Source organism: Chitinophaga nivalis (genome assembly GCF_025989125.1).
Classification (GTDB): domain Bacteria; phylum Bacteroidota; class Bacteroidia; order Chitinophagales; family Chitinophagaceae; genus Chitinophaga; species Chitinophaga nivalis.
This window is the reverse complement of record NZ_JAPDNR010000001.1, coordinates 1831626-1857059: the sequence shown is the minus strand read 5'-3', so window position 1 is coordinate 1857059 and position 25434 is coordinate 1831626. Positions and strand designations below refer to the sequence as shown.

20 protein-coding genes are annotated in these 25434 nt (G+C 46.6%); 6 read left to right on the top strand and 14 right to left on the bottom strand.

Going from position 1 to position 25434, the window contains the following annotated elements; translation table 11 throughout:
* Positions 1 to 68: 68 nt before the first annotated feature.
* Together sov and ruvA are read right to left on the bottom strand one after the other, a co-directional pair.
* Positions 69 to 7244 (bottom strand): T9SS outer membrane translocon Sov/SprA, encoded by a 7176-nt coding sequence (sov, locus tag OL444_RS07665; protein WP_264733812.1) that lies wholly within the window; start codon positions 7242 to 7244, stop codon positions 69 to 71.
* A gap of 134 nt (positions 7245 to 7378) precedes the next feature.
* On the bottom strand, positions 7379 to 7966 hold the full coding sequence (gene ruvA, locus OL444_RS07660; protein WP_264733813.1) for a Holliday junction branch migration protein RuvA: 588 nt from the start codon (positions 7964 to 7966) through the stop codon (positions 7379 to 7381).
* Between the two features lie 192 nt (positions 7967 to 8158).
* Between ruvA and OL444_RS07655 the strand changes: the two genes are divergently transcribed.
* The gene (locus OL444_RS07655; RefSeq protein WP_264733814.1) at positions 8159 to 9169 is read left to right on the top strand and encodes a beta-ketoacyl-ACP synthase III; all 1011 of its coding nucleotides are present in this window, start codon (positions 8159 to 8161) and stop codon (positions 9167 to 9169) included.
* A 61-nt stretch (positions 9170 to 9230) separates the two neighbouring features.
* Here OL444_RS07655 and OL444_RS07650 read toward each other — a convergent pair whose 3' ends face one another.
* The 4 genes from OL444_RS07650 to OL444_RS07635 form a co-directional block, all read right to left on the bottom strand.
* On the bottom strand, positions 9231 to 11150 hold the full coding sequence (locus tag OL444_RS07650; protein ID WP_264733815.1) for a sensor histidine kinase: 1920 nt from the start codon (positions 11148 to 11150) through the stop codon (positions 9231 to 9233).
* A 10-nt stretch (positions 11151 to 11160) separates the two neighbouring features.
* The gene (locus OL444_RS07645; RefSeq protein WP_264733816.1) at positions 11161 to 13083 is read right to left on the bottom strand and encodes a sensor histidine kinase; all 1923 of its coding nucleotides are present in this window, start codon (positions 13081 to 13083) and stop codon (positions 11161 to 11163) included.
* 246 nt (positions 13084 to 13329) lie between these two features.
* Entirely contained in the window at positions 13330 to 14025 is a 696-nt protein-coding gene (locus OL444_RS07640) for an NUDIX hydrolase (protein ID WP_264733817.1), read from the bottom strand.
* A 49-nt stretch (positions 14026 to 14074) separates the two neighbouring features.
* On the bottom strand, positions 14075 to 14566 hold the full coding sequence (locus OL444_RS07635; protein ID WP_264733818.1) for a DinB family protein: 492 nt from the start codon (positions 14564 to 14566) through the stop codon (positions 14075 to 14077).
* A 104-nt stretch (positions 14567 to 14670) separates the two neighbouring features.
* Here OL444_RS07635 and OL444_RS07630 point away from each other — a divergent pair, with 104 nt between their 5' ends.
* From OL444_RS07630 to OL444_RS07620, 3 genes are all read left to right on the top strand, one after another.
* Positions 14671 to 15810, top strand: coding sequence for a serine hydrolase domain-containing protein (locus tag OL444_RS07630; RefSeq protein ID WP_264733819.1), 1140 nt, complete (start codon positions 14671 to 14673; stop codon positions 15808 to 15810).
* Between the two features lie 11 nt (positions 15811 to 15821).
* Positions 15822 to 16289, top strand: a complete 468-nt coding sequence (locus OL444_RS07625) for a GNAT family N-acetyltransferase (protein ID WP_264733820.1) — start codon at positions 15822 to 15824, stop codon at positions 16287 to 16289.
* Between the two features lie 73 nt (positions 16290 to 16362).
* The gene (locus tag OL444_RS07620) at positions 16363 to 17217 is read left to right on the top strand and encodes a GNAT family N-acetyltransferase (RefSeq protein ID WP_264733821.1); all 855 of its coding nucleotides are present in this window, start codon (positions 16363 to 16365) and stop codon (positions 17215 to 17217) included.
* Positions 17218 to 17302: 85 nt separating this feature from the next.
* On the opposite strand, the gene fabD is transcribed toward OL444_RS07620, so the two are convergent.
* The 3 genes from fabD to OL444_RS07605 form a co-directional block, all read right to left on the bottom strand.
* Positions 17303 to 18193, bottom strand: coding sequence for an ACP S-malonyltransferase (gene fabD, locus OL444_RS07615; RefSeq protein ID WP_264733822.1), 891 nt, complete (start codon positions 18191 to 18193; stop codon positions 17303 to 17305).
* 176 nt (positions 18194 to 18369) lie between these two features.
* Complete coding sequence (gene folE, locus OL444_RS07610; protein ID WP_264733823.1) at positions 18370 to 18957, bottom strand: GTP cyclohydrolase I FolE; 588 nt, start codon at positions 18955 to 18957, stop codon at positions 18370 to 18372.
* Positions 18958 to 19033: 76 nt separating this feature from the next.
* Positions 19034 to 19447: a 6-pyruvoyl trahydropterin synthase family protein gene (locus tag OL444_RS07605; protein WP_264733824.1), complete on the bottom strand. Its 414-nt coding sequence runs from the start codon at positions 19445 to 19447 to the stop codon at positions 19034 to 19036.
* A 114-nt stretch (positions 19448 to 19561) separates the two neighbouring features.
* Between OL444_RS07605 and mqnB the strand changes: the two genes are divergently transcribed.
* Both mqnB and OL444_RS07595 read left to right on the top strand, forming a co-directional pair.
* Positions 19562 to 20257, top strand: a complete 696-nt coding sequence (gene mqnB, locus OL444_RS07600) for a futalosine hydrolase (protein WP_264733825.1) — start codon at positions 19562 to 19564, stop codon at positions 20255 to 20257.
* 14 nt (positions 20258 to 20271) lie between these two features.
* Positions 20272 to 21069 (top strand): 1,4-dihydroxy-6-naphtoate synthase, encoded by a 798-nt coding sequence (locus tag OL444_RS07595; protein ID WP_264733826.1) that lies wholly within the window; start codon positions 20272 to 20274, stop codon positions 21067 to 21069.
* A gap of 67 nt (positions 21070 to 21136) precedes the next feature.
* On the opposite strand, the gene OL444_RS07590 is transcribed toward OL444_RS07595, so the two are convergent.
* The 5 genes from OL444_RS07590 to OL444_RS07570 all read right to left on the bottom strand — a co-directional run bounded on the left by OL444_RS07590 (position 21137) and on the right by OL444_RS07570 (position 25391).
* Entirely contained in the window at positions 21137 to 22507 is a 1371-nt protein-coding gene (locus OL444_RS07590; RefSeq protein ID WP_264735311.1) for a cryptochrome/photolyase family protein, read from the bottom strand.
* Between the two features lie 21 nt (positions 22508 to 22528).
* On the bottom strand, positions 22529 to 23368 hold the full coding sequence (locus tag OL444_RS07585) for an aminotransferase class IV (protein WP_264733827.1): 840 nt from the start codon (positions 23366 to 23368) through the stop codon (positions 22529 to 22531).
* Between the two features lie 118 nt (positions 23369 to 23486).
* Entirely contained in the window at positions 23487 to 24143 is a 657-nt protein-coding gene (locus OL444_RS07580; RefSeq protein WP_264733828.1) for a CoA transferase subunit B, read from the bottom strand.
* Positions 24144 to 24193: 50 nt separating this feature from the next.
* On the bottom strand, positions 24194 to 24886 hold the full coding sequence (locus tag OL444_RS07575; RefSeq protein WP_264733829.1) for a CoA transferase subunit A: 693 nt from the start codon (positions 24884 to 24886) through the stop codon (positions 24194 to 24196).
* Positions 24887 to 24905: 19 nt separating this feature from the next.
* Complete coding sequence (locus tag OL444_RS07570; RefSeq protein WP_264733830.1) at positions 24906 to 25391, bottom strand: DUF4296 domain-containing protein; 486 nt, start codon at positions 25389 to 25391, stop codon at positions 24906 to 24908.
* Between the last annotated feature and the right edge of the window lie 43 nt (positions 25392 to 25434).

Here is a 25434-nt window from a genome sequence, read left to right as displayed (position 1 = left end):
TGTAAAGCGAAGGCCGCGATCGGGAATACGATCGCGGCCTTCGCTTTATATACTTTATACATCCGGTTTTATTGAGATAATACAAACCGGAAGGTAATACCACCTTTGGTGTTGATAATCGGATACGAAGTGGAAATAACCGGTATGGTCTGCCGGCGGTCATAGAAGAAACGCAGGTTCAGGCGGTTATTCACAATGTAATCGATAGACGGTGCAATACCGATCACTTTCTGACCGCTGGTTGGAATCGCCAGGTCTGCATCCAAACGGTTGTTGGCCGTTTTATCATCCCGGAAGCTGAGGTCCAGCCGGAAATTCAGATCGTTCTGCAGTTTTTTGCCTCCCCTGCCGAAAGCGAATGGCAGTTGTAAGCCCCTTACCCGGTATCCTGCACCTATAATTATTTCATTGGAACGCAGCTCAGTGAGCTGGTAATCGATCAGGCTCAAACTGAGGGAACGGCTTTTCCGGAACTCTACCCTGGCATTCAGGCTGTTGGTAAAGGTCAGGTCTACTCCCAGTAATGGCGAGAAAGCCTCCGTCATGGTAATATTAGGTACTACATAGTACGGATAATAATTACCGGAAACGGTGTCCCTGAAAGCCGGATATCCTGCCAGGCGCGGATCTTCATAATACATGGAAGTATTATAGGAGTTCATGCTCAGATTACCCACATAACCATGCGTAATGGTAAAGTTGGTCAGGATGGAACGGAACGGCTCCAGTTTATTTAAGCCATTATAGGTAAGCCGCCAGTTGGGTTTCGGGAAGTAGTTTTTAAACGGATTACTCTTCACACTACCACCACTACCCTGGTTCAACAAACCGATTTTATCCGGGCTTTTGCCGGTATATGCCGCCAGGAAAGCCGGGATCAGCACATCCTGCGCATACCGCGTGTAGCCGTACCGGTAAGCCGGATCTTTCGGATCGTTGGTAGGCACGCTCGGGTCTTTGTTATAAGGATTCTCTTCGGCCAGCCTTTGTGAAATAGTTCTCCGATACGCTTCAAAATTGCGGAATGTTTCAGAAATACCATCCGTACTGTTAATCTTGCCAAACATGGTTTTGAGGGCGATATAGGTGATTTCAAATCCACCCGCATCATATGGATTCAGGTGTTGAAAATCTGTACCGCCTCCTTCTGACATGTTCTTAAACAGTTCCGTATGTGTTTTGGTAAACGATTTCGTCATGGTCAGATCTATCCGCAAATCGTTCAGTGGCTCCAGCTGTGCCTGTGCATCCCATCTTTGGGTGAACTGCTGCTGGAACTGAATGTTCATACTCGGGTCGCGGGTAATCAGGCCTTTTGCCGCAAATTTATCCAGCCACTTTTTATCCGGTTGATGACCTAATACGAAAGCGAGTCCCGGCGACATAGAAGCCCAGTTCATACCCAGTACCTTCGTACTGTCTATATAACCCGGCAAACGGGTACCTGCGTTTTCATTGTAGTTGAACCCGATCCGTTTCAGCATCATCAAAGGTTTCAGTATACCTTTCACCCAAGGCGACAGTTCTGTCGTATTGGAGGCTGTCTGCTGATCTTTTTGTCCGGCGGCAGCTTTGTTATTGTTGTTGTTATTATTGTTCTGTTGCGGCTGCCGGGCATTGATCTCCCGCAGGATTTTAAACTTGTTATACAGCTCTGAGAATTTCAGTTCTGCCGTCAGCGTTTTCTGCTGGGTATTTTCGATGGCATTACCCAGGTACAAAGCCAGACGGGATGCACCAATCCAGCGGTATTCCGTACTATAGCCAATGGCAATGTTTGTCCAGCTTAAAGCCGGGAATTTGGCTGTAGGTAAGGTATACGTGAAGTTGGCGTTGTGCATGTAGTTGGTGGTACGGCCACCTTTGAAGAAGTTGCCCCGTACGGTATCTTTCTTCGCACCGGTATTGATACGGCCGCTCGGCTCATCAATACGGGCATTATTCACAGCATTGAATTCAATATTGATACTCCGGCTCAGATCCCATTTCAGGGTGTAGTAGCGGTCGAATGTGAAGTACTTATCGTATGTTTCCGGCAACTGGTATTTTTTATCGCCGCCCACATTCCGGATACGGGTCACCCCAAACTGACGCGACACATCTGCCCGGAAACTCACAATAGCCGGTACATAGTTGATATTAAAATCCCGGATCAGATCCAGCCAGCGGGACTTGCTTTTGATCAGCTTTTTGAACGGCTCCAGGTAACGCGGCTGTCCGGCATAGTTATAGCCCAATCCTCCGCGGTGTTTCACGAGCTGGTCATTTTCAATCAGCGGATTATGTTTGTTGATTTTGGAGAAGGAGTAGCTGACGTCAAAGTTTTCAATATCCCAGATATGTCTTCTGTTACCATTACCCGCCACATTCATCTTCCGCACGTTGGTAAAGTTCAGACTGGTGATCGAGGTAAAGTCCTGTGCTTCGCGTTTTATAGAGTCCTTTTCCCGCCTGTTTCTGGCCAGGGCAAGTTTATCTTTCAGTTTAATATCCAGGTCATACGGGTCGTATTCCGGATTGCTGACGGACTGTGAATAACCGGCATATACCGGTATCGACATCCCTATTTTTTTAGGCAACAGTTTACCCAGATCCAGGTTCGCCGCAGCGTCATACTGCAGGAAGTTATCCCGGAAACGGTCATTCACCCGCTGGTCGATGTTACCAAAACCGGCAGTATGCATATTTCCGGACACCGATATGGTACCCAGGTCCGCCAGTTGAATATCTACCCTACCTTGTGCCGCATATCCCCCTTTTTCATCGAAGTCGGACAAGCGCAGTTCATCCAGCCACACTTCCGCGCATCGCGGCATACCATCATCCTTGGGATTGGCAATACCGATCATCATGGTACGGGCATCTCCCAAACTCGGGTTACCCACTACCGACATAAAGTTGCCATACTGATCTGCCACTGGTATCCGTGGATAAGGCAACAACGGCGAACAGGAATCGCACATGTTACGCTTCTGTTTCAGCTGACTCAGACTAGCCAGTACCAGTTCCATGTTATTTCTGTCAGGCCAGATATCCAATGCCGCTTTCGGACCATTCCAGTCCGTTACTTTCAATGGAATACGGTATTCGTAGTAGTTACTTACAAAGTCGCTACCAATACGGATTACCGCCTGTACCTGGCCATCTTTCAGGGAACTGGCCGTACCTACAGCCTCCGCGTGGAGGTACATTTCCATTTTCTTGTACTGGCGCAAGTCCATGTTCAATGTTTTATACAAAGCACGGATCTCGCCATCCTGCAGGTTACATACCTGTACAGACAAAGACTGTTCATTCAGCTGCAGGGTGGTGTTATTGGTACTGATGGTATTCTGCCGTACTACTCCCGGAGGCAATACATATGGAATCGGTGTACGGGAAGAGTTTTCTTCAATATTTACTGCAGAAGAGTTGAACTGGGTGGTTTGATCCAATGGTACAGGATCGCCTGGTTGCAGTTCATACATATACCGGCGCCATTGGCTGCGTACCAGCTCCAGTTTCGCAAAACGTACCACTACTGAATCAGTAAAGTTGGTCAGGAACATACGCATAAAGCGGATGGATTTGAAATCCGGTATATTCCCTACTTTATGATCGTACTGGCTCACCGGTACTTTAAACTGATACCAGGTTTCTTTGGTTTTGGAACCATTCGGTAAATCTACTGCTGCTTCAATTTTATCCACAATGAAGTTAGAGCCTACCGCCATGTTAGGTTTCAGGTCTATCCGGTACTGGAAGTACTCTTCTGTTTCATTCATGGTATTATCGCGGTTCAGGTCTTCCGACTCCGGTATGTTGGTGGCGGCAGAAGAGAACTGTGATTTATTATCAGACACCGGCGAGTTGCCTTCCGGATTGCTGTAGTTTTTATAACGACCCAGGATATTGGTTCTGCGCGCATCGTAGGTGCTGCTGCGATAATGTTCATAGTCATCGTTCGCAGGGTCTCTACGTGCAGCCTCCATCACCGGGGAACCGGCAAAATTACGGCTCAGGGTATCCATATAGGAACGGAAGAAGGATGCTTCATCACTTGATTTCAGACCATCATAACCTACGTCCTGGTAGCTGCGGATATTCGGATCGTTATCAAATGCCTGGGTGATTTGTTGCTGGAATTTAGGTACGCGGCCCCATTTGGAAGAATCTATTTTATTGGGATTCTGGTTGGGATCAGGCATACCGTTTTCAAAAAATTTCTTGGAGTCTTTCAGGATATCCTCAGAAACGTTACCCAGGTTGAAATACAGGGAACCGCCGTTGCTACCTTGTTGTCTGATGAAAGGATCCTGTATCCAGAATTCGATGTATTCAATATTCGCCGTCTCAAAATCACTGTTGTCAATGGCGCGCATAATACCACCCCAGCGTGTCTTGGGCCGGTTCAGGAAACCATTACGATCCATCGAAGTGGTACTGGAGGTAAAGTTATACGGACCCCTTTCTGTTGGATAATAGGCCAGATCGAGGGTACTCAGCTGGCTTTGTCCGAAATCGGTAGACCTGTTTTTGAATACTTCTTTCTGGTATACGAGCCTTACACGGGGATCTGACTGATCTTCTGCCGTAATACCTGCCGGCAGGTTGGGTGATTTCGGTAGTTGTAAGGTAGGTTCAATGATATACCAGGCCAATTTTGCCCTGTTTTTTCCATAATCCAGCAGATTATTGTAATCCGCTTCCGGAAACAACACGTTGCCGCTGGCATCTCTGGCATCCTTTGGTGTAGTGGCCAGCGCCCAGTTGGTAGCCGGAAATTTAAGATCGTAGCCGCTTTTCACCCCTTCAAAGTCATCGATAAAAGCAGTACCGGATTTACTGCCGGCCTGATTAATCAGTTTATTATGTCCCGGGAACAACCGCGCCACCTCACCGGTAAACAGGATACTGGATGGCGCACTGGGGGTGAAGTTAGGGAGCTTGTCCAACAGGCGGGACAGGCCTTTCCATTCAGATGCATAGTTCGCATCCAATCCGACCATGGTATTTTTAATCGGATCTTCCCCATAGTTTACTTTCTGGTAGTAAGGTCTTTCACTCATACGTACCACAGTACCTCCCAGGCTTAACTTATCATTCACCACATAATCCAGGCGGGTACCAAAATAGTTGCGGACCTGTTGTCCGAAGAGGGAGTTATTTTCAAATTGTACGTTGATCGGTACCCCTGAATTCAGGATACCGGCATTAATGATTTTAAGCCTGCCCAGGTTGTAGTCGATAATAAAGTCTACGTTCTCCCGTAATTGCTGGCCGCCTGCGGTAACAGTTACCGATCCGGGTGGAATGGAACCGCTGCCGAGGTTAATCTCGGAGGAGTTGGCCGATTTATAGGAGCCTCTTATCACGTAGCGGTTCAATTGCTGGAACTGCTGGGCCACTACTTTGATGGAGTCATATAGTACGCGGTAGAGATATTGTTTTTCCAGGGCTGCATCTCCGCCAAAGGCTTTCTTAATCCCGCCAGCAAAAGGTTCCAGCACGGGGAACATAATTTTACCGGTCAGGGAATTAATCGTGTAGCCATCTACGTAGTCAAACACACCATCCGGCTGGGGGTCCAGCTGGTTATTCAAACGGTCCAGGTTCAGGATAGAGATGATAGGCGCACCCGCGTATTCGTTCTTGGCATCAGGCAGGTAACGTTTATCACTTGGAGGACGGTCCTGTGAACCGGGGTCTTTATAATATACATCCATCCGGAAGTCTTCCTTATTTACCTGATAGGCGCCGGTGGCGTATACGTTTTTCATCATCAGGTCCCAGATAGGCAAGGTAGGACGGGCGCTGGTAGCTTTCAGCAATTTCAGGAACAGTACCGGCTGATTGGCGCTGTTGTTCTGATCCGGCGGCACGTCCTGGGAAAATTCACCCACCTGATATACTTTTCCGTTATAGGTATACTGGTAAGCTACTGCCAGTACTTCATCTGCCTGCAGTTGCTGATTCAGGGAGATATACCCCAGTTGTTTGTTATAGATATATTCTGTGGAATCCAGTTTACGGGCAAAGGTTTTTTCGAATGATGATACTGGTTTTAAACCTAATGCGAGTAACCGGCTTACCACAATACCGGTATTGCGGTTGGCCTGGTTGCTGATCAGATTTGTATACAGGTCATTCGCCGCTCTGTCGGGCAGTTTGGAACTGGTAGTAGGGTGTACTACCAAGCTATCCCAGGGTTTAGATTCCCCGAGGTCCATTAAACCCACGATATCACGGGTTTGCGTAGTAGCGCCGGTTTTATTGGTTACCCACACTTCCACCCGGGTGATATTTGCCAGGGAGCGTATTACCGGCAGGTTGGACATGGAGTAATCAAAGTTGTCGCGGAAGTACTGCGCCAGGAGGAAGTGGCGGTTGTCTTCATATTCATCGGCGCGGACATTATAATCCTGTACCATGGTACCGCCTTTGAGCATGAGGTTTTGCTTTTGTGATTTCTGGCTGGAGAGTACACTGGTTACCGTCAGGCGGCCAAACTGCAACTGGGTTTTCACCCCAAACAGGGATTGTATCCCGGTAATGAGAGAGCTGCGTAGCGGAAAACTAACGTTACCGGCTTCGATTTTCTTAATGATTTCATCGTTATAGCCGGTATATTCCAGTTTCACCTGGTTTTCGAAATCGAAAGCGGATTGGGTATTATAGTTGGTAATCAGTTTCAGTTTATCACCGATCTTACCAACTACGTTCATATTAATACCCATATCAAAATTGAACCCGCCGTTCTTACGGGCCTGTTCAACCAGTACGGGGTTTTTGATATTCTGTCCCTGATACCCGAAGGTCAGATCCAGGCTTCCCTGCGGACGTATATCCACCTTACTGCCGCCGAAAATGCGGTCAAAGAGGTTGCTGCCATTATACAATGCAGGTCCTTTGGCGCGCTGGTTCAGGTTTCCCAGAGCGCTGGCTCTTTTTTGCCAGTAACTTTGTTCGCTCTCTTTGGACTGCAGTTTATAGAACTCGTCGAAATTGAGGTAGGTAGGATTACGGTAATACTGGTCACCAATTTTCTCCTGAACGGTATATTGTTTGGTGACAGGATCGTATTCTACTGTTTTATTGATATTTGCAGGGTCTTTCAGGTCGATAGCGCTCCTCGACGAGGGTTCCGCAATACTGGGGCCTCGTCTGTCCTTAATGGGGTATTTAAGCGTATCTTTCTTTCCGGTAGTATCGATTTTGGTTTTACCTGTAATAGCGGTGTCTAAACTCCAGCTCTTCCTATTCAAAAATTTCAGACTCCCAGAACGATCCCTAGCGGCAGTATCAACAATGATAAAGGATACTATTGCTATGATGGCAACAGTACCATAGTATGTTTTTCTTGCCAAGAAAAATAGGTTTTATAGAGGACATATATAATTTATAAACTTTTCAGGGCTTTTTTTATCAACTCTTCCAAGTTTTGCAATAGTGGTTCGTTCTTTAAAACTTTCTGAATAGCTGTTTCTGCCATGCTCCGGGCAATCCCGAGCGTTACCAGTGCATTTAACGCGTCTTCGTGAATAGTATTGTTTACGGTGACAGATAAATGTGTGCCGGCGTCTTTGTGTTTCTTTATTTTGTCTTTCAGCTCCAGAATAATTCTTTTAGCCGTTTTGGCCCCAATACCCTTCACTCCTTCCAGCATTTTCTCATTTTCCATCATGATCGCCCGCTGTATGTCTTCCGGCTGCAGGGAAGACAGCATCATTCGTGCGGTGCTGGCGCCTACCCCGGACACACTGATCAATAACAGAAAAAGACTTCTCTCCGCCTCTTCAAAGAAACCATACAGGGTATGAGCGTCCTCCTTTATCTGGAGGTAGGTTAACAATTTGCAACTATCCAACTCCTGTATTCTGGAATATGTATTCAGGCTAATCTGTACTTCATAGCCTATCCCATGCACGTCAATGTGAACAAGAGCGGGTGATTTATAGGCCAGTTTTCCATTCAAATAAGCGATCATACAAGGTAAAGGTTCAGTAATTTAATTAAACTTACGTAAAAAGAATAAAAATCTATTTTTGAATAAATACGGGCAAAGATGCTAACTTTTAACGGATTGTCAATCCTTTAAGTATGTCATATGTGACTTTTTTAGGAAATATTCGTTTATATCGTATTTTTACGCCTCGTTTTAAACACATATTTAGTCTATATGAATAAAATAACGGCCGCCATTACAGCGGTAGGTGGGTATGTTCCAGATTACGTGCTAACCAACCAGGAACTGGAGAAATTAGTAGATACAACAAACGACTGGATATTAACCCGCACGGGCATTTCAGAAAGAAGAATACTGAAAGGAGAAGGGAAAGGGACCTCTGATCTGTGTGTGCCGGTCGCTCTCGAAATTTGTAAGAAAAGAGGGATCACTCCGCAAGAAATTGATCTGTTAATTGTGGCCACTGTTACACCGGATATGACCTTTCCGGCTACAGCGAACGTAGTAACTGATAAAATCGGCGCTGTCAATGCCTTTGGTTTCGATATCAGTGCCGCCTGTTCCGGCTTCCTGTATGCACTGGATACGGGAGCACGCTATATCGAAAGTGGCCGTTACAAGAAAGTAATGGTTATTGGCGCCGACAAAATGAGTTCTATCATTGACTATACCGATAGAACCACCTGTATTATTTTTGGTGATGGCGCCGGTGGCGTACTGCTGGAACCTAATACAGAAGGCTACGGTTTACAGGACAGCATCCTGAAAAGTGATGGTCATGGCCGCGAATACCTGCATATGAAGGCAGGTGGCTCTGTAAAACCAGCCAGCCTGGAAACCATCACCAATCGGGAACACTTTGTATACCAGGAAGGTAAAATGGTGTTTAAGTATGCAGTAGCCAACATGTCGGAAGCAGCCAAAAATATCATGGAGCGTAATAACCTGACCGCTGCAGATATCGCCTGGCTGGTACCACATCAGGCCAACAAACGCATTATTTCCGCTACTTCCCAATACATCGATGTACCGGATGAAAAAGTAATGATGAATATCCACCGCTATGGTAATACCACTGCCGGTACTATTCCATTATGCCTCTGGGACTACGAAAAACAACTGAAAAAAGGAGATAACATCATGATGGCTGCCTTTGGTGGTGGCTTTACATGGGGCGCCAATTATATCAAATGGGCGTACGACGGAGATAAAGTAGGCAAATAATATTATTATCTGTTTTCTGATAAGAGATTATGCACGGTGCTACATCGTGCGTAATCTCTTATTATTGTTTCAGGACATACCGCAAGGTCAGGTATCGCTCTTCACTTTCCCCCGTGGAAATAGCTCCTTCCATCTTATCCATAAAATCCCTGCTGATAGCATATCCCAGGGCATAGGTATTTTGCTGCCAATCCGATAACTCTTTCAGGATCACCTTCAGCTGCTTCCCGGTATCCACAATAATTCCCACACTACTATGCGCATCTTCCTGTTCCCAGGGAACAATCAGGAGCAAACTACCCCGCACTGCATAATGCGTGGCAATTTGCAGCAGCTGTATATTCACCAGCTTCAACATTTCTTCATCTGCCATAACTTTGGTGGCCATCCCCAGGTGGTTTAATACCACCAGCTCTTTTTCCGTCACCGTGTTTTGTACCGTAGTTAAAGCCGTATCTACTAGCCGGCGAAGTTTACAAGGTACCGGTGTGTATACAAAACCTGCCAGTTGCAACCGGATCCATTTCAGAATATTGTCGAATACCACCAGCGTTCTGCCGGATGCATCTGCAATTTCCCGGAGCAAACCGGCCATCGTAGCCCGGTCTACTCCTTTTTTATTTAATCTTGCCGCTACTTCAATAATGTATAGCAGCGGCGCCTTGAAATCATTGGCAATAATACTGAGTAGCTTATTTTTAAATTCATCGTTGGCACGTAATGCTGTATTCTGCAGAGAGATATCTGCATAACGCCTGGATAATGCCAGCTCCTGTTGCCTGGACAAACGATAATGCCAATAGCGGCTGAACAGCAAGGCTATCAATAACAAGGTAATGGTAAATAAACCGGCTACCATCAGTTTATTGCGGCGCTGCGTCGCCATTTTCTCCATCAGCTCCTGCTGTTGCAAACGGTTTTGCATGGATAAGGTATGCCGGGCGCGTTCTTTCAGAAAATAGTCGATGTAATTTACGTTGCCGGCCTGCTGGTGATAACGTTGCTGTGCAGCCAGCCGCATAATTTCACTGCTGTAGTAATCCAGTTTGGCAGCATCCTTCCGCTGATCATAAAAGTCATAAATAGCTGCCAGGGCAGGCAGGTTTAATTCAATACACCCGGTAGCACGGGCCAGTTCATAGGATCGTTCCCGGTAGCGCGCGGAATCGGGATAATACCCCAGTCGCGGATAATCATCGAGACGGTTATACATATCCTTGGCTACATAGGGTAATCCTACCGCCAGCGCCTGATCTGCCAGCCGGTATATACGCTCTTCCGCTGCCCGCCCGTGGCCCTGTCTTACCAGGTTTTCTGCATCAAAAGCATGCAGGTAAAAAGGAATCCTGCTCCGCGGATATTTACGGGAAATACGCAGCCCCTCCCGGATGGCCCATTGTACCGAATCGCGCCGGCTATCGTCCTGGTAATAACGCCATACATAATTGGTCAGGAGTATACTGTAGGTAGAATCCCGGTCAGGGGGCAACCGGGATGCCATGTGTAAGGCTTCGAAAAAGTAATTATCCGCTTCCGCCTGCCGGCCGGTATTTTTATAACAGAGATAAATATTACTCAGGCTTTTACAGACCCGTGCCGAATCGCCCTGTGCCAGATGCAACTGCAACGCCTGATGTGCATATAGAATGGCAATGTCAAAATCCGTTTTTACGGCATAATTAAAACAGATCACATCATAGGCATCTGCCACGCCCCGCCGGTACCGCAAACGACCCGCCAGTTCCTTCTCCTGTATAGCATACATAAAGCTCGTATCCAGGTTGATCATCTGGTATAGTGCCGCCAGTTTACCCAGGGTATTGCAGTAGGCAATACTATCCCGGGGCTGCACCAGCTCCGCCTGCAACACTGCCAGCTGGGTACGTTGCGCCCGTGCCGGTATAGCCAGGCATAACACACAGCACCAGGCGACGATGTGTATATAACGTAAACAACTATACGCATTTATCTTTTGCCACATAACGAGACTGTTAGGGTTTATCCGGTAACCGGTAAAAAAATGTACTTCCTCTTCCGCTATTATTGGAAACGCCTACCGTGCCTTTCATCTTCGTAATAAAATCCCGGCAGATAATCAATGCGACGCCGGCTCCTTTGCTGTTGTTCTCCCCGCTGGCAGCAGTGGATTTGTGGGTAAACAAATACGGTAGTATGGCCGCATCAATTCCCCGTCCTTCATCTGCGAAGGCAACTTCCAGTTGCCCTTCTATACGTATAGCCGTTACTGTTATCACCGCATTGGAGGGCGAAAATTTAATCGCATTATGCAAAAAATTACGGTGAATAAATTGCAGCATTTCGAAGTCGGCATACACCTGTGTACCCGGTAAAATATCCAGGTTTATCGTAACACCTTTATCTGTTGCCAGGTACTGCAAGCCATGCAGTACAGCAGTCAGCATATCTGCCAGCATAAAGGAAGATGGCCGGTATACAAAACCCGACAGCTGGGTACGTATCCATCCCAGTATTTCTTCAAATACTATCAGGGTGGAAGTAGCCGTTTGTTCTACCGTTGTCATCATCTCCGCTGCTTCGTGCACAGTTAATGCATCTTCATCCACAAACCCTGTGATGTTAACAATATTATACAAGGGCGTTCTGAAATCATGTGCTATCAGCGAGATCAGTTTATTTTTAAAATCATCATTGGTTTGCAGGGTTTCATTTTTTTCCCGGATCTCTTCTTCCAGTTGTACCAACTGTGTGGTATTACGCCTGGACACCCGGTATAGCTGCAGCAGGTAGAGGAACAACAGCAATAATAACAACGTGGCCACTGCAATCATCACCCCCAGATAGAACCAGTAATTATTGGTTACCTTACTTTGGTGCAACTGTTTTGTCTGCAGGGTAGCAGTATACCGGAGCGAGTCCAGTATCTGATCCTGCTGTGCATAGGCCAGGTAATCCATTTCTCCCTTCTGCATATCTTCCTGCTGCTGTACTAATATCATCAGGGTTAGGCGGCTGTATTTTGCCGCCCGGGCATAATCCATGTGATGATAAAAATAATGATAGAGCTGTGTAGTGACGCGGAGCAACAAACCCAGATAACCGCCGGCAACGGCATAATCGGTTGCTTTTTGCAGATACACCAGCGAATCCGCCTGGTGCAGCCGGCTGCTGTAATCAGCCAGTTGCATGCCGGCATGCATAGCCAGGTAATACAGTCCCTGACTGGCAGCAGTATCCATCACATTTTTCAATGCCACTGTTGCCGCCTCCACTTGCCCATTCCGCATCATGACGTCTGAACGGAGCAAACGGACGTATAATGACGTGCGGTGATCATGAAACCGGGTAGCCAGCAAACCAGCCTGCTGCAATGCCTTCCGTGCCAGAGACGATCTGCTGCTGTCGCCCGCATTCACAAGATAATAGTTGGCCAGTACCAATGCCCGTAAAGAGTCCAGCTGAAATTTCCAGGTACGCTGCAGCGCCCGGTCAATATAACTCCGTGCCTTCTCCTCTTTTCCTTCATAATAGTGATAGAGGCCCAGGTTCATCAGGGTTTGTACTACGCCGGCCGTATCGCCGGCAGCGCGGCTGGCGGCTAAAGCATCTTTATAAAAAAGAGAAGAAAGGTACCGGTGCGGGCGAAATGCATAATAACTACCCAGGGTTCTCAGCGCCATAGCGCTGCCTGCGCTGTAATCAATACGTATAGCCATCTCCCGGGCTTTATCGGCATATGCTCCACAACTATCCAGCTGGGTAGCCTGATAAAGTACGGCAAGCCTGTTAAGGGCATCTACGTAAGCAATACTGTCGGTGATCCGGGGTAAGGTCTGTTTTATGGCGGAGATAACACTGTGCTGGGCAGACAGCGTCACAGGAATCAACAGCCACCACACCATACCTCCTCTTTTGAGATATAGTAATAGGTTCATCAATACACCAGTAAGGTAAACAGATATCGTCTATGGGGTTCCGGCCATTTTATTATTCCTGTGCCAAACGTTCTTTCTACACTTTAAGATATTGTTTATTTTGACACCCCGCCGAAAAAAAAATATAAACACGTTCACCAGACACCAGCACAATGATCTTACCAGCCTGTGGAAAGGCCCGTAGCTGGCGGATTTGTGGCAAAAAAAGAATATACAGATGACTTATCTGTCAGGGGGATACCTTCGTTAAATCTCAAATACCAGCCCCTTTCGTTGCAGGGCTTCATATTTCTGTGCATCGAAACGATAGAGGTGTGCTCCTTTTTTGGAAGAGGTTTTATCCTTTTCTTCCAGCTTTTCCATCACATCGAGCGCGAGTATCTTTTTACGGAAGTTTCTTTTGTCCAGTGTCTTCTGATAGATTTCTTCGTATAGGCTCCGCAGTTGAGACAAAGTAAATTTCTCCGGCAGCAATTCAAAACCTATCGGATGAAACTGGGCATTGTTGCGGAGTTGTTTCAGGGCATCCGCTATCATGCGGTTATGGTCAAAGATAAGTGTGGGGATTTCATGCAGTTCGAGCCAATGTGCGCCGTGTTCCTGTGCCAGTGGCCGGTCATGTTCATTAATACGAATGAGCGCATAATACGCCATGGAAATAACCCGGGCGCCGGCATCACGGGCTACATCACCATAACACCGCAGCTGATCCATATAAATATTATTCAGTCCGGTAGTATGTTCCAGTACACGTGCCGCTGCTTCATCTGTACTTTCCGCTTCCTGTACAAAGCCACCTACCAACGACCATTCACCGGCCATTGGCGCTACTTTACGTTGTATAAGCAATAACTTCAGCCGGCCCTCATCAAAACCAAAAATGATACAATCCACTGCCACCAGATGTTTGGGCACTTTAGCATAAAAAGACGCAGCACTCATAAAGGAAATTTAAATCCGGGTTAGTAGGGGTAAAAGTAATATAAAACGGTTATTTTTTTGGCTTAAAACGATGGTAGTCGGTGTTGGGAATTTTGGTCACGCCCAATTGCCGGAGCATGTGTACCAACTGCCCGCGATGATAGGTACCGTGGTTATTGACATGCATCACTACCTGAAAGACATCCATCTTATGTGGTTCATTTTTCTTCCGCATAAAAGCAATGGTATGATTCAGTCTGACCTGCGTAGCCTGTTGCACCCACTGTTGCAGCAACAAGGATTGCTCCAGCCAATGCTGACAGGCTGTTGCAAAAGTACCCGTAAAACCGGCCAATGGGTCCGTGGTTTTTTCCTGCAACTGCAACCGCTGATACCACACCTGTTCTGTACACCAGAGATGATGCACCGTTTGCCGTAAAGTCGCAAAACTGCCTCCCAGTTCACGATCCAGCTGTTCCTCATTCAGTTTAAGCAAAGCCCCCGCCAGTTGCTGGTTGGCCCAGTAATTATAAGCGGCATAATGCGAAAGAATTTCTTTCATGTACTAAAGCGGTTAAAAAAGATCTCCATACAATCCTACACCAAATTACAATATTGTTTTTCATTTTCACTTACGATCTTTGACAACGCCTGAATCCTTATACCATGCATACCTTACAATATCTCAGCAGGTGCCTGTTTTACAATGTCCCTGCCATTGATGATTACCGGCATTTCCCCGCTGCTCCTGTCTGCCGGCACAACAGCCCTGTGCTGCACTTTGCCGCAGCGCATGATAACAGCATCGGGCAACAGGTGCAATGGACCTACCGCGGACAACCACAATACGGCGCCCTGCAGCCGTTACTGCAACACACCGGCACCACTGCCTGCATTGTCATGCAACACCAGAAAATATTGCTGGAAACCTATCTGAATGGTTATGACCGGCATTCCATCAACACGTCTTTTTCCATTGCCAAATCCATGACTTCCGCCCTGATAGGCATCGCATTGGAAGCCGGACATATTCACAGCATTCATGATCCGGTAGCCCGCTATATTCCTGCCTTTGGCTCGCATGGCCGGGATACCGTCACCATCGCCCATCTGCTGCAGATGTGTTCGGGCCTGCGGTATCGCGAAGGCGTTATGCCCTGGTCGGATGATGCCCTGATTTATTATGGCACACACCTGAAAGAACAAGCCCTGAAATCCAGGCTAGCAGAGCCTCCCGGCAGTACTTATCATTACAACAACTATAATCTCCTGTTGCTGGGTATGATACTGGAAACCACCACCGGGCAATCTGTTGCCAGACTTTTCCAGGATCAGATCTGGCAACGTATCGGTGCAGAAGCGGATGCTTCCTGGAGTATGGATAGCCGCCAGTCTGGTTATTGCAAAATGGAAAGCGGCATTAATGCCCTGGCCATGGATTTTGTACGCTTCGGCAACCTCTATCTGCAACAGGGACAGGTAGGACAACAACAAGTGGTTCCACCAGCATGGATAGCTGCTTCTGTTAGTCCGCCGGCCTTTCAGGCAGATAGCCGGAAGTATCTTTCCCGGTTATCGCCACCGCTCTGTAAGTGGACCAGCAGTGCCAAAGGATACTACAAGTATCTGTGGTGGGGCTATCAAACGGATACCCGGAATTTTGATTATTTTGCATTGGGAGCCAAAGGACAACTGCTGTATATTTCCCCACGTAAACAGGCAGTCATCGTACGTTTCGGCAAGCAATGGGGAAAAATAGACTGGTGGCCCGATCTCCTGAAACAAATAGCAGACTCACTTGATTAATTTAACCCGGCATGGAAAATATAACGTTAAGGATTGCACGAAAAGAAGATTGTCCAAGATTACTGGAACTGATACGCGAACTGGCCGCCTTTGAAAATGCATCCGCAGAAGTAACCGTCAGCTTATCGCATTTTGAAACAGCCGGCTTCGGGCCTAACCCGGTATGGAAAGCATTTGTAGCCACCGCCACTTCCGCAACCGGAGAAACGATTGTAGGCTTTGCCTTATACTACACGCGTTATTCTACCTGGAAAGGTTGCAGGATGTACCTGGAAGATATTCTGGTAACAGAAAGCTGGAGAGGAAAAGGCGTTGGCAAATTATTGTTTGAGCAGCTGTTCGCAGAAGCCCGTGAAAAACAGTTTACCGGTATCACTTTCCAGGTGCTGGAATGGAATAAACCAGCCATTGCTTTCTACGAAAAATACGCCTCTCATTTCGATCCGGAATGGGTGAATGTACGGATCGAACTTTCTTGAGTTTTCCATTCATGTAAAACCGGATGGGTATGTCGTCAAGGATACCTAATATTGATAACAGACCCATTCAGTTATGATATTCTTACACGATTTCCACAACCTCGATAACATATCCACAGAAGCCATCTGCCATACATTTAATGCTGCTTTCAGTGATTATGTGGTACCACTGCACCTTACCCCTTCTATCCTGGAACAAAAAATGAAAGGGGAAAACCTGCAGCGTCATTTTTCTGTTGGCGCTTTCCATGGTAATGAACTGGGAGCCTTCATGTTACATGGTGCCGATCAGGATGAAAATCCAACGGTGCTCTATAACGGCGGTACCGGTGTGGTACCGGCATACCGTGGCCAGCATCTGATACAAAAAATGTACGATCAGTTTATTCCGCTTTATAAGGCACAGGGCATCCGGAAAATTATACTGGAGGTCATCAGTACCAACCTCCCGGCTATCAAGGCCTATACCAACAGCGGATTTCATAAAATACGCACCTTCCGTTGCTATAAGGGAACCGTACAGGTACAGAAAACCGCGGCAGACATCTCCATAAAAGAAAATAATACGCCCGATTGGGCACTGCTGGCTGCTTTTACAGATATGGCACCTTCCTGGTCCAACAGTTATCAAAGCATACAGCGGGAACTGGCTTTCACCCATACCTGGGAAGCCTATACTGCTGCAGGAGCATTAGCAGGTTATATCAGTGTAAACCGCGACAGTCGTCGGATCAGGAGCATAGCGGTACATCCGGATCATCGGAGGAAAGGCATTGCCAGTACCTTATTACAACATGCAGCTACTGCGTTGAATGGCCCTATGAGTATTATCAACATTGATGAACATCATCCGGAAATCGGTACTTTCCTGGAAAGTGCAGGGCTGGCGTTTTACTTAACGCAATATGAGATGGTAGCAGAAATCTAAAAAAAACGCACTTTCCGGCAATTATCGGCAAAACATATAGGCCGATAACGATGGGAAAGTGCGTGATATAATAATGATCAGGTGCTTAGTTGATACCGTTTACAACGGTTTCTTTGTTAATCTTCTGCACCAGTCCCTGTAAAACTTTACCAGGACCTACTTCCGTAAATTCATGGGCGCCATCGGCAATCATGGCCTGTACAGACTGTGTCCATTTCACAGCACCTGTGAGCTGATCGATCAGGTTTTGTTTGATGGCAGCAGCATCTGTAACAGCCGCCGCTACTACGTTCTGGTAAACCGGGCAGGAAGGAGTATTAAAAGTAGCTTCTTCAATTGCTGCTTTCAGTTCTTCTTTGGCAGGCGCCATCAGCGGAGAGTGGAATGCGCCGCCTACAGGCAGTTTCATCGCTCTTTTCGCACCAGCGGCCTTCATTCTTTCGCAGGCAATATCTATACCGGCTAAGGTGCCGGAAATAACCAGCTGACCAGGACAGTTATAATTGGCTGCTACCACTATTTCACCTGTTTCAGCAGTTACTGCTGCACAGATTTCTTCTACTTTAGCATCATCCAGCGCCAGTACTGCGGCCATGGTGGAAGGCTGCTGTTCGCAGGCTTTCTGCATAGCATTGGCACGGATAGCCACCAGTCGCAGGGCTGCTTCAAATGATAACACACCATTGGCAACCAGGGCAGAAAATTCACCCAGAGAGTGACCTGCTACCATTTCAGGCTGCGCGTTTTCGGTGCAGAGAAAAGCAATGACTGCATGCAGAAATACAGCTGGTTGTGTCACCTTTGTTTGCTTCAGGTCTTCTTCTGTACCGGTGAACATAATATCAGAAATACGAAAACCTAAAATTTCGTTGGCTTGCTCGAACAGTTCCTTCGCTTTTGCATTGGTGTCGTACAGGTTTTTACCCATACCCGGAAACTGAGACCCTTGTCCGGGAAATACGTAAGCATGCTTCATGTTGGATATATTAGTATTAGTCTTATCAAATAATAAATAATTCAAATATACAATCTATTAAATACAAATTACAATCGTATATCTTCGGCTAGATTTATGGTTGTAAAAGATGCAAATAAAATAAAAATGGTTTAACCAGCTGCTGGCTAAACCATTTTTTATTAAATCGGTGGAATTTATTTTCCAATCAGTTTCAGGAATTCACTTCTTGTTCTGCCATCTTCAAATTGTCCGCTGAAAGCAGAAGTGGTCGTGAGTGAGTTCTGTTTCTGTACGCCACGCATCATCATACACAGATGCTGCGCTTCTATTACAACGGCCACGCCCTGAGGCTGTAAGGTTTCCTGTATGGCATCCAGAATCTGGTGCGTCATACGTTCCTGTACCTGCAGGCGGCGGGCATATACATCCACCACACGGGCCAGTTTACTTAAACCGGTAATATAACCGTTGGGAATATAAGCTACGTGCGCTTTTCCGAAGAAAGGCAACATATGGTGTTCGCACATGGAATAGAGTTCTATATCCTTGACGATCACCATTTCACTATAGGATTCTGTAAACTTGGCGCCCTCCAGTATTTCACGGGCATCCAGCTGGTATCCCTGTGTGAGGAACTGCATGGCTTTAGCCATCCGTTCCGGGGTCTTTTGCAGTCCTTCCCGCTCCGGATTTTCTCCCAGCAGTTGCAGACATTCTTTATAATTTTCTACAAGACCCGACGTGATCTTATCTTCAAAACGTTCAATCTTATTATACGCCATTCTTATATGATTTTAATCAGGGTTCGAATGCTGCCATACCTGCCTCCCGGCACGCATGGTTATTCTGCGGGACTACTTAATTGCCCCCGTAATATTCTACGTATATACGTGGTGTTTCGTACAACTTAATACAATGCAATTGTATCTCCCGGGGCAAATGTTTTTCCAGCTGATCCCAGATGGCAATCGCCAGGTTCTCTGCAGAAGTAAATTTACCTGCCATAAAATCCACGTCCAGATTCAGGTTACGATGATCCACTTTCTCTATCACTTCATCCCGTATCAGTATGCCCAGTGTTTTAGCATTGAAGACAAAACCGGTTTCAGGGTCCGGACTGCCTTTTATCGTAACATGCAGCTCGTAGTTATGCCCATGCCAGTTATCGTTGGCACATTTTCCAAATACTTCGTCGTTCTTTTCTTTGCTCCATGCCGGGTTAGATAACTTATGCGCCGCATTAAAGTTCTCTACTCGCGTTAAATAAATCATTATTGCAAAAAATTTTCGCAAAAATACCACTATTATATGAGTAGAGCCAATTTATCCTAAATACTGTCAATTGTTTTACACGGGCAACATGCATTTTTGACGTAATTTCACCGGATGAAATTATTGATCACAGCGGCTACCACACTGGAGATACAGCCGTTTCTGCACCACCTGGATCAACATGGCCAAACCACCGGCCCCGGTCAGTACCACTTTGCCGGCTGCGATATCACTATCCTCATTGCCGGCATCGGTATGATGCACACTGCCTATAGCCTGGGACGACATCTGGCGGCGCATAAGCCCCATTTGGCCATTCAGGCCGGTATTGCCGGTACCTTCCGGCACGACTGGGAATTGGGCAGCGTAGTAATGGTAGCGAGAGAATACCTCGGAGATCTGGGCGCAGAAGATCAATTACAATTTAAAGATTTATTTGATATAGAGCTCTGGCAGCCATCACAGCCACCTTTCACAGGAAAAAGCCTGGTCAATACCTTTGCCGGCCTGCCCTACCTGCCCGCTTTACAGCAGGTAAGCAGTGCCAGTGTAAACCTCGTCAGCGGCCACCTCCCTACTATCGACCGGCTCGTAACCAAATATGCACCCGATATCGAAAGCATGGAAGGAGCAGCCTTTCACTATGCCTGCCTCCTGGAAAATATTCCTTTCCTGCAGCTACGCAGCCTGTCTAACTACGTTGAAATCAGGGATAAAAGCAAATGGAAAATTCCGCTCGCGGTAAAAGCAATAAACGATGAACTGGTTCGCACAGTCGAAACACTGGGCAGCCACACTATAAACCATTAAAATTTTGACGGCATATGCATTTATCACTTGGTTTTTCACCATGCCCCAACGATACTTTCATCTTTGATGCACTGGTAAACAATAAAATAGATACGCAGGGCTTCACCTTCGACACCCAGCTGGAAGATGTGGAAACCCTGAACAACTGGGCCTTACAAGGCAAACTGGCCGTTACCAAACTGAGTTTCGCGGTATACCTGAAAGTAAAAGATCAATATGATCTGCTGAACAGCGGTAGTGCCCTGGGACGTGGCTGCGGCCCGTTACTGATTGCCAGAAAAGATATTGCCAAAGCTGATATCTCCCAGCTGACCATCGCCATTCCCGGCGAAAACACCACGGCCAATCTCTTGTTCTCCATCGCTTTTCCGGAAGCAAAAAATAAAAAAGTGATGCTGTTTTCTGAGATAGAAAACGCCGTACTGAGTGGTGCTGTAGATGCCGGTGTTATCATCCATGAAAACCGTTTTACCTACCAGCAAAAAGGCCTGGTGAAACTCATGGATATGGGCGAATACTGGGAACAAACTACCGGCAACCCGATTCCGCTGGGAGGTATTTTTATCCGGAAAGATGTACCTGCCGATATCCGTGCACAACTGGATAGCCTGATTCATCAAAGCCTGCAGCACAGCTATACCACTTATCCGCAACTGTCTGAGTATGTAAAATCACATGCCCAGGAAATGGATGAACAAGTAATGCGGCAACATATTGACTTGTATGTAAATGATTTCAGCCTTGATCTGGGAACAGAAGGCAAAGCTGCAGTTGTAGCCCTGATGGATGCTGCCGCACAGATAAGACGATAAAATAACTACGCCCTGTACAACAGGCTGATAGCGGTTGTACAGGGCGTTTATCAGGGATATATATCCGCTATTTTTCTTTCAGCGCCCGGCCATATACTTCCAACGCCCGTTTACGCGCTGCTTCATGTGACACGATTGGTTGCACATAGTCAAATCCATCCAGCTCCGGTACCCACTTCCGGATATAGTCCAGTTGCTTATCAAACTTCTGTGTTTGTAAAGCGGGGTTGAATACCCGGAAATACGGCGCCGCATCACATCCGGTTCCTGCGGCCCATTGCCAGCCACCGTTGTTGGCTGCCAGGTCATAGTCCAGTAGTTTCTCTGCGAAATAAGCTTCCCCCCAGCGCCAATCCACCAACAGGTGTTTCGTTAGAAAGCTGGCCGTAATCATACGTACCCGGTTGTGCATATATCCGGTAGCATTCAGCTCCCGCATTCCCGCATCTACAATCGGATACCCCGTCATACCCTGACACCATCGCTCAAACTCCGTTTCATTGTTACGCCACTGAATACGATCGTATGCCGGCCGGAAAGAATGGGTAGCCACTGCAGGAAAATGCCAGAGTATCATCTGATAAAACTCCCGCCATACCAACTCCTTCGCAAAAGTAGCATTGAGTTGTAAAGCCGTTTGCATGACTTCCCGGATACTGACCGTTCCGAAACGTAAATGTACCCCTAACCGCGAAGTACCTTCCAATGCCGGATAGTCACGGGTTTCATCATAATGCCGGATCACCTGTATGTTCATCTCCCGATCCGGAAATGGTAATGGTATCACCTTAAACCCTATCTCTTCCGGTGTAGGTATTTTCACCGGCGCCTGTTGATAAAATTTTGAAAAATATTGGCTGCAGGCATAGGATTGTAGGTGCGCCGGTTGCAAAACCTGCTGCCACTTTTTATGATAGGGAGTAAACACCGTATAGGGTTCACCGTTATCTTTCAGCACTTCATTTTTTTCCAGTATTACCTGATCTTTACCCATATGAAAAGAGATACCCTGTTCCCGTAATTGTTGGGCAATAGCCGCATCACGCTGCCGAGCATAGGGTTCATAATCATGATTGGTAAATACCTTTGCTACCTGGTATTTGGCGGTCCAATGAGCAAAGGCTGCAGCCGGCGTACCATAAAAAACGTCCAGCGAACTGCCCAGCTGCAGGAGCTGCTGTTGCATGACCTCCAATGCTCCATAAATAAAAGCCACCCGCTTGTCTGTATTATCTGCCAGGTCATCCAGAATAGCCTTATCCAATACAAACACCGGCACTACCGGATGTTCCGCTTTCAATGCATGATACAAGGCTGCCTGATCTTCCAGCCGCAGGTCCCGGCGAAACCAAATAAGATTTACAACGCTCATATTGATGATAGCTGCCATTAAACATCCAATACATGCCTGTTGCCCGGATATTTCCGGAGACATCACGATGTTCAATTTTTTTTAGAATTATAAAATGCTTTCGTGTAGTACTTCGTGTAAGATGGCCGCCGTGGCATTACCATAGCTGCTGTCCCGGAAATGCCCTACCCAGCGGATACCCTGGATAGCATTGGTCAAAAATATTTCATCTGCATTTTCGAGATCTTCAATAGATATGATTTTTTCTTCCAGCTTAAAAGGCAGATCTGTTTTAAAAAGATGCTTACGCATCACCCCACAAACACCACCTTCCGACAAAGGAGGTGTATAGATTTTTTTATTACTGACCACAAACACATTTGCAATGGTACTATCTGCCACACGACCATACTGATTCAACAGGATCATTTCATTCAGCTGATGCTGTCTGGCGTACATGGCAGCCATTACATAAGGTAAACAGTTATTGGATTTAATGGAAGCGTATTTATCGCAGCTCTTTTTCACATCCGGAAAAATATCAACGATCAAACCGTTTTCATTTAACTCAAAAACGGTTTTAGCCAGTTCCCAACTTTGTATGACGATCTGCGGCGAATTATTAACAGGATCATATAGCCCGCCATCCGCCCGGAATACAGACACACGCACCCTTGCCAGGTTCGTCATATTGTTTTTATGACACAACTCTGTAATCTGTTTTACGAAAAAAGCTTTGGTAAAATAAGGGGGTATATCAAAATGCAGCAGATTCAGACTGGCCTGTAACCGCTCAAAATGCAGATCTGCCAGTAAAACATTACCCTGGTATACTTTCAGGGTTTCAAAACATCCGTCCCCGTACCGGAAAGAGCGATTATCTGCCGTAAAAACCGGGTCTGCAACGGGGAGGTATTTACCATTGTAATAAAGAAAACCAACTTGCACCTCGGACACTTTTTTAGCAGTGTTAAGTTAGCCAATAATTCTGAATATCAGGGGTTTTCAACAACAGATATTTTGTTCCCGGCACTATCACAGACCAGGAACAAAATATCCGGGAGGATTATAATTGCATTTCAGGAATGTCGCCGTCAACGATCAGTTTACCGGCAGTTTTGGATTTGATTTCTTCCACACTTACACCCGGTGCACGCTCCAGCAAACGGAAACCATCTGCGGTTACGTCCATTACAGCCAGTTCCGTTACTATTTTTTTCACACAGTTCACACCGGTGAGGGGCAGGGTACATTGGGGCAGCAATTTGCTTTCTCCCTTTGGGTTGGTGTGCATCATGGCCACAATAATATTTTTGGCTGATGCTACCAGGTCCATGGCGCCACCCATTCCTTTTACCATTTTACCGGGAATCTTCCAGTTGGCAATATCTCCGTTTTCGGAAACTTCCATCGCACCTAATACCGTAAGATCTACCTTACCGGCGCGGATCATGCCAAAGCTTTCCGCAGAGTCGAAGAAACTGCCGCCTGGCAACAGGGTAACGGTTTCTTTACCAGCATTGATCAGGTCTGCATCCACATCAGCTTCCACCGGATAAGGGCCCATCCCCAGGATACCGTTTTCAGACTGCAGCATGATGGATATATTTGCAGGTACATAATTGGATACCAGCGTAGGAATGCCGATACCCAGGTTTACATACATACCATCCTTTAATTCCTGCGCTATTCTTTTGGCGATGCCATATTTATCGAGAGGCATAAATTGTCAGATTTGAAGAGTGGGAAATTTGATGAACGGGAGATGATCACCTAGATCGTTACTGTTTTCCGTTCAATCCGTTTTTCATAATTGTTACCCTGGAAGATGCGGTGTACATAGATACCCGCTACGTGGATGTTATCAGGGTCCAGCTCACCGGGCTGCACGAGGTGCTCTACTTCCGCAATGGTGAGTTGTCCGGCTTTAGCCATACTGGTGCTAAAGTTGCGGGTGGTTTTACGGAATACCAGGTTTCCCATGGTATCTCCTTTCCAGGCTTTCACGATGGAGAAATCTGCATGCAGGGCCAGCTCCATCAGGTGTTTTTTACCATTGAACTCCCGCACTTCTTTCCCTGCTGCTATTTCAGTACCGTAACCAGCCGGGGTAAAAAAAGCGGGGATGCCCATACCCGCCATTTGTATGCGGGTGGCCAGCGTACCCTGGGGGATCAGGTCTACTTCCAGCTCTCCGGCCAGGAGCTGTCTTTCAAATTCGGCGTTTTCTCCTACATAGGATGACATCATTTTGCGGATCTGCCGGGTTTTCAGCAGTTGTCCCAATCCAAAATCATCTACGCCGGCATTGTTGGAAATACATGTCAGGTCTTTGATACCTTTACGCACCAACGCAGCAATACAGTTTTCCGGAATACCACACAAACCAAATCCTCCCAGCATGATCACCGCGCCATCCCGGATATCATGTATGGCGTCGTCGGCATTAGCTACTACTTTGTTCATGTTTTGGTGTTTTTATTTATTAGGGCTGCCGCTTAATGAAAGGCAGCGTCGTATCGGGTTTTATCAGGATTACCTTTTCGGCATACGGGAATATAGTTTTTAACCGGATGAAGACAGGCGTATGCTCATCCATCGGATTACCCAGTTTATTTTTTTGCTCCGAAATGCTCGCCTGGGCTATTTGCAATACTTCTCTGAATCTGTTGGGATGGCTTTCATAGTACTTGTAACTCTCCGTAAATTCCTTCACAGTTACCTTATGAAGATCCAGTATCTGTTTGTAGTAAATCTTCACCTTCTCCTGTCGCAGGGAATCTGCCTGCGGTACCTGAATCTCATGCAACATCATTTCACTGCCATAGGCATCTGCCAGGGCCATATCCACAAGAATACTGCTCATCTTTGTTTTGGAAAGGTATTCTTTTGGTACCCGGTCTCCTTGCCCACAGGCAAATAAAAATACCAGTGATACAGCCAGTACACCGGTTTTCATCTTATTCTTCATTATAGCTTTTCGCTTTTCGTTTTTCAGGGCCGACCATATGCCG

What these genes read in the sequence shown, in the direction of transcription:
- fabD (WP_264733822.1), bottom strand. Translation starts at nt 18,193, where the DNA reads ATGAAGCATGCTTACGTATTTCCCGGACAAGGGTCTCAGTTTCCGGGT.
- OL444_RS07650 (WP_264733815.1), bottom strand. Translation starts at nt 11,150, where the DNA reads ATGTGGCAAAAGATAAATGCGTATAGTTGTTTACGTTATATACACATC.
- mqnB (WP_264733825.1), top strand. Translation starts at nt 19,562, where the DNA reads ATGAAATTATTGATCACAGCGGCTACCACACTGGAGATACAGCCGTTT.
- OL444_RS07630 (WP_264733819.1), top strand. Translation starts at nt 14,671, where the DNA reads ATGCATACCTTACAATATCTCAGCAGGTGCCTGTTTTACAATGTCCCT.
- OL444_RS07580 (WP_264733828.1), bottom strand. Translation starts at nt 24,143, where the DNA reads ATGCCTCTCGATAAATATGGCATCGCCAAAAGAATAGCGCAGGAATTA.
- folE (WP_264733823.1), bottom strand. Translation starts at nt 18,957, where the DNA reads ATGGCGTATAATAAGATTGAACGTTTTGAAGATAAGATCACGTCGGGT.
- OL444_RS07605 (WP_264733824.1), bottom strand. Translation starts at nt 19,447, where the DNA reads ATGATTTATTTAACGCGAGTAGAGAACTTTAATGCGGCGCATAAGTTA.
- OL444_RS07635 (WP_264733818.1), bottom strand. Translation starts at nt 14,566, where the DNA reads ATGAAAGAAATTCTTTCGCATTATGCCGCTTATAATTACTGGGCCAAC.
- OL444_RS07640 (WP_264733817.1), bottom strand. Translation starts at nt 14,025, where the DNA reads ATGAGTGCTGCGTCTTTTTATGCTAAAGTGCCCAAACATCTGGTGGCA.
- OL444_RS07575 (WP_264733829.1), bottom strand. Translation starts at nt 24,886, where the DNA reads ATGAACAAAGTAGTAGCTAATGCCGACGACGCCATACATGATATCCGG.
- OL444_RS07595 (WP_264733826.1), top strand. Translation starts at nt 20,272, where the DNA reads ATGCATTTATCACTTGGTTTTTCACCATGCCCCAACGATACTTTCATC.
- ruvA (WP_264733813.1), bottom strand. Translation starts at nt 7,966, where the DNA reads ATGATCGCTTATTTGAATGGAAAACTGGCCTATAAATCACCCGCTCTT.
- OL444_RS07645 (WP_264733816.1), bottom strand. Translation starts at nt 13,083, where the DNA reads ATGAACCTATTACTATATCTCAAAAGAGGAGGTATGGTGTGGTGGCTG.
- OL444_RS07570 (WP_264733830.1), bottom strand. Translation starts at nt 25,391, where the DNA reads ATGAAGAATAAGATGAAAACCGGTGTACTGGCTGTATCACTGGTATTT.
- OL444_RS07655 (WP_264733814.1), top strand. Translation starts at nt 8,159, where the DNA reads ATGAATAAAATAACGGCCGCCATTACAGCGGTAGGTGGGTATGTTCCA.
- OL444_RS07625 (WP_264733820.1), top strand. Translation starts at nt 15,822, where the DNA reads ATGGAAAATATAACGTTAAGGATTGCACGAAAAGAAGATTGTCCAAGA.
- OL444_RS07620 (WP_264733821.1), top strand. Translation starts at nt 16,363, where the DNA reads ATGATATTCTTACACGATTTCCACAACCTCGATAACATATCCACAGAA.